The sequence below is a fragment of the Burkholderia sp. KCJ3K979 genome (assembly GCF_016759955.1).
Classification (GTDB): domain Bacteria; phylum Pseudomonadota; class Gammaproteobacteria; order Burkholderiales; family Burkholderiaceae; genus Burkholderia; species Burkholderia orbicola.
Genome location: NZ_JACFYV010000330.1, coordinates 1 through 4,895 on the forward strand (window position 1 = coordinate 1; position 4,895 = coordinate 4,895).

Here is a 4,895-nt window from a genome sequence, read left to right on the forward strand (position 1 = left end):
GCGCGCCGCGAAGCTCGCCGCCCCGGCGAAGGGCAACGCGCCGCGCGCCGGCAAGCCGCAGCTGCGCAACCGCGCGCAGCAAGGCGTGTCGCCGAAGAAACCGGGCTCGACCCAATAAGGCCCCGGAGACGAAGCCATGGAATTTTTCCGCATCCGTAAAGACATTCCGTTCATGCGGCACGCGCTGGTGTTCAACGTGATCTCGCTGGTCACGTTCCTCGCCGCCGTGTTCTTCCTGTTCCACCGCGGGCTGCACCTGTCCGTCGAATTCACCGGCGGGACGGTGATCGAGGTGCAGTACCAGCAGGCCGCGGAGCTCGAACCCGTGCGCGCGACGCTCGGCAAGCTCGGCTACGCCGACGCACAGGTGCAGAACTTCGGCACGTCGCGCAACGTGCTGATCCGCCTGCAACTGAAGGAAGGCCTCACGTCCGCGCAGCAGAGCGACCAGGTGATGGGCGCGCTGAAGGCGCAGAGCCCGGACGTCACGCTGCAGCGCGTCGAGTTCGTCGGCCCGCAGGTCGGCCGTGAACTTGCGACCGACGGTCTGCTCGCGCTCGCGTGCGTGGTGATCGGCATCGTGATCTACCTGTCGTTCCGCTTCGAATGGAAGTACGCGGTGGCGGGCATCATCGCCAACCTGCACGACGTCGTGATCATTCTCGGCTTCTTCGCGTTCTTCCAGTGGGAGTTCTCGCTGGCGGTGCTCGCGGCGATCCTCGCGGTGCTCGGCTACTCGGTCAACGAGTCGGTCGTCATCTTCGACCGGATCCGCGAGACGTTCCGCCGCGAACGCAAGATGAGCGTGCAGGAAGTGATCAACCACGCGATCACAACCACGATGTCGCGCACGATCATCACGCACACGTCGACGGAAATGATGGTGCTGTCGATGTTCTTCTTCGGCGGCCCGACGCTGCACTACTTCGCGCTCGCGCTGACGGTCGGCATCATGTTCGGCATCTACTCGTCGGTGTTCGTCGCGGGCTCGCTCGCGATGTGGCTCGGCATCAAGCGCGAAGACCTGGTCAAGGAAAAGAAGACCGCGCACGATCCGGACGATCCGAACGCGGGCGCGCAGGTTTAAGCGCCACGCCGTTTAGGTATCGAAGCAAAGCCGGCCCGTCTGGGTCGGCTTTTTTTTATGCGCGGCTCACCGTGGTACGGCACGCGGATGACTCGGCCGAGCCGTCGCGGGTGTCGGCTACAATCGTCACCGCCCTGCCCCGTCGCATGCCGGCCGCGCGCCGGCCGGGCAAACCCCTCGCCATCCATCCGAACGTGCGGTCCCGATGATGCTTCCCATGCGTGTCGTTCGTCGCCTCACCGCCTGCGCAGCCGTCGCAGCCGCGTTCCCGTATGCGTCGCTCGTCGGTGCGCAACCGGCATCCGCGCCGCCCGCCGCTTCGCTGCCTGCCGTTGTACCCGCCGCCGCTTCGGTGCCCGCCGCCCAACCGCCGTCGCCCTGCCCGCCCGACTGGGAACCGCAGCTCTGCGAACTCAAAGCGGCCGTCGAAGTGCTGAAGCGGCAACACCTGACCGACGTCGACATCGGCGCGCTGCTCGACGCCGCGACCCACGAAGGCATCAAGACGCTGCCGTACGCGCGCTTCTTCAACGCGAAGGAAGAGCAGGAACGGCGCGACGACGAGCGGCGCGCACGCGACGGCACGCCGGGCATCGGCATCGTGTTCGAGACGCGACCCGACGGGCTCCACATCATCGACGTGATTCCCGATGCGCCGGCCGAAAAGGCCGGTGTGCGGCCCGACGACCTCGTCGTCGCGATGAACGACAGGAGCGTCGTCGGTATCGACGGCGGCGAGTTGATGAAGCTCGCGAAGGGCGACGCGGGCGTGCCGCTGAAGCTCACGGTGCAGCGCGGCCCGCAGCATGCGGTGCTGACCTTCGCGCCGGTGCGCGCGATCGTCAAGCCGCATCCGGCGACCGCGAAGCGGCTCGACGGCGACATCCTGTACACGCGGCTGTCGAGCTTTCCGGAGTCGGCGGTCGGCGACTATATCGACGCGGTGCAGGCCGCGCGCCGCGCGGGCCCGCCGGTGAAGCAGATGATCCTCGACCTGCGCATCAACGGCGGCGGCGCGCTCAATGCGGCGATCGGCATCACCGCGCTGTTCGCGGGACGCGACCGCACCGCGATGGTGACGGTCGAGCGCGACGGCACGCACCGCCGCCGCTACACGACCAACTGGCCCGACTACGAACTGCCCGTCATGCACGGCCAGGACCCGCTCGCGCCGCTACAGGCCGACGACTGGTGGCGTACCGTACCGCTCGTGGTGCTGGTCGACGGCCAGAGCGCGTCGGCCGCCGAAGCGACCGCGGCGGCGCTGAAGGATCTCGGCCGCGCGACACTGCTCGGCATGCCGACCTACGGGAAAGGGCTCGCGCAAACGGGCGTCGACCTGATCGACGGCACGCGCCTGAATTTCACGTTCGCGCGCAACCTGCGGCCGAACGGGTGCCCGATGGACGGTTACGGCGTCGTGCCGGACCGGCTCGTGCCGCCGCGCCGCGACGCGGACGTCGACGGCGTGCTGCTGTGGTACCGGGAAGTCGATCTCGCCCGCGCGCCCTATGCGGACCGGCAGGCGCCCGACCCGTTCGCGCAGGTGCGCAAGGCCCGCCAGAATCTGCGCGAAGCGCGCGTGCGCGCGAAGGTCGATACGGCGAGGAGCGCGGCGCTGCCGCAGCGCGCATTCGGCACGGTGGCCGACTGGCAGCTCCGTCAGGCGCTCAATGCCCTCGCCGGCCGCCCGGTGCAGACCATCGCCGCGCCCGCGCAACTGATGCCGGCGCAACCAGTCTGCGAGCGCGGCGGCAACTGACGCGCCGCCGCGCCGGACCGGGCGCCACGATGATAAATTGAATGCTCCAATCACTTCATCCGGACCCAGCCCGATAATGCGTACTCAGCCAGGCGGAGCCCTCCGGGGGTTCAAGTATTCACTCGTGACGACCATCATGGGCGCGCTTATCGGCAGCTTCGGCACCTGGATGGTCGACCGCAACATGGTCAGCGCAGCACGCGAGACGGCCCGTCTCGCAGAGCAACGCACGGCGTTCGTCGAAGTATGGGGGCAAGCCGAGCTATTCGCCTTGAAGCAGGCGCGATATGACGACTTCTCGTCGCTCGACGATTTGGCGGCGAAAATGCCGCAAAACCCGGTGTCAGCAATTTTCCGGAACAACTATCGTGTGCTCGGAGCTGAAGCGAATCGCGCCCAAGATGAGGCGCGTAACTCGCTCGCGGCCAAGCGCCTGCTCCTGTCGGAGCCGCAATACGCCACGGCCCGCCGCTTCATCGACGCCACATCCGCGGAGAACCGAACCGGAAAGCGCGTCACGGCGGCCAATCTCGAAGCGCTACGCGCGACTGCGAAGACGCTTCTCGCTAGCGACGGCTGAATCGCAGCCATCGCTAGCTGCACGAGTCACCGAAACCCGAACCGCCGCCGCAGCACGACCAGCGCCGCGAGGCTCAGCACGGCCGCGAACATCAGATAGAAGCTCGGCGCGGTCTTCATCCCGGTCTCGCGGATCAGCCACGCGATGATGAACGGCCCGAAGCCGCCGAAGATCGTCACCGCGACGTTATACGCGAGCGACATCCCGGTCGTGCGCGTCTGCACCGGAAACACCTCGGACAACAGCCCCGGCAGCGCCGCGAAGTAGCCGGTCATCAGGAACGCGAGCAGCACCTGCAGCGCGATCAGCGTGCCGAAGCCCGGATGCGCGACGAGATACGCGAACGCCGGATAAATCAGCACGAGGATGCCGACGGCCGGCGCGATCATCACGCGCACGCGGCCGTAGCGATCCGACCAGTGGCCGACGAGCGGCGCGAACGCCATCTGGATCACGCCGACCACGAGAATCGCGGCAAACGCGGCCGACGGCGCGAGGCCCAGCTGCTTCACGCCGTAGGTCGGCATGAACAGCACGAGATAGGTCGCGACGGTGCCGAGCACGACCACGCCCATCGCCGCGACGAGGCGCGCCTTGTGCGACGCGAACGTATCGCGCAGCGGGTTCGCGGTGCCTTCGGCCGCGAGGAATTCGGGCGTCTCGTCGACCTTGGTGCGGATGTAGTACGCGACGGGCCCGAGCAGCAACCCGAAGAAGAACGGCACGCGCCAGCCCCACGACGCCATCTGGTCGGCCGTGAGCTGCGCGTTCAGCACGGTGCCGAAGCCCGCGGCGAGCAGCGTCGTGAGCCCCTGGCTCGCGACCTGCCAGCTCGCGAAGAAGCCGCGCCGGCCCGGCACGTGCTCGGCGAGGAACGCGGTCGCGCTGCCGAATTCGCCGCCGGCGGAGAAGCCCTGCATCAGCCGCGCGGCGACGAGGATCACCGGCGCGGCGACGCCGATCGTCCCGTAGGTCGGCAGCACCGCGATGATCAGCGTGCCGGCCATCATCAGCAGGATCGACAGCGTGAGCGCGGCCTTGCGGCCCGCGCGGTCGGCATACGCGCCGAGCACGATCGCGCCGAGCGGGCGCATGAAGAACGACACGCCGAACGTGCCGAGCGTGAGCAGCAGCGACACGGTATCGTTGCCGGCCGGGAAGAACAGCTTCGAGATCGTCACCGCGAAAAAGCCGTAGACGACGAGATCGAACCACTCGAGCGCGTTGCCGATCGACGCGGCGACCACCGCGCGCCACACGCGCGGCGACGAGGCAATGGAGCTGGACTGCGTGACGGCATGCATCGGCGATCTCCTTGTCGTTGTACGTTCTGTTCGAGGCGGCCGCCGTCGCGCCGTCGGCCTGCCCGGCGCCGCATGGCCACATGCGGCGCTCGGGTGATTATAGGCGCGCAAAAAAAACCGCCGCGCCCCGGTAACGGGAGCGCGGCGGTTTTGCCCGCGGGG

Annotated in this window: 4 protein-coding genes; 3 read left to right on the forward strand and 1 reads right to left on the reverse strand. The window is 68.1% G+C overall.

All coding sequences use genetic code 11. The annotated features are described in order from the left end of the window. Positions 1–136: 136 nt before the first annotated feature. From secF to H3O04_RS33870, 3 genes are all read left to right on the forward strand, one after another. Positions 137–1,087, forward strand: a complete 951-nt coding sequence (gene secF / locus H3O04_RS33860) for a protein translocase subunit SecF (RefSeq protein WP_006476870.1) — start codon at positions 137–139, stop codon at positions 1,085–1,087. Between the two features lie 217 nt (positions 1,088–1,304). Then, entirely contained in the window at positions 1,305–2,849 is a 1,545-nt protein-coding gene (locus H3O04_RS33865; protein ID WP_237666526.1) for a S41 family peptidase, read from the forward strand. Between the two features lie 124 nt (positions 2,850–2,973). Then, entirely contained in the window at positions 2,974–3,429 is a 456-nt protein-coding gene (locus tag H3O04_RS33870; RefSeq protein WP_124621709.1) for a hypothetical protein, read from the forward strand. Positions 3,430–3,455: 26 nt separating this feature from the next. Here the strand turns inward: H3O04_RS33870 and H3O04_RS33875 are convergent, their stop codons facing one another. Continuing rightward, the gene (locus tag H3O04_RS33875; RefSeq protein WP_011544618.1) at positions 3,456–4,733 is read right to left on the reverse strand and encodes an MFS transporter; all 1,278 of its coding nucleotides are present in this window, start codon (positions 4,731–4,733) and stop codon (positions 3,456–3,458) included. Between the last annotated feature and the right edge of the window lie 162 nt (positions 4,734–4,895).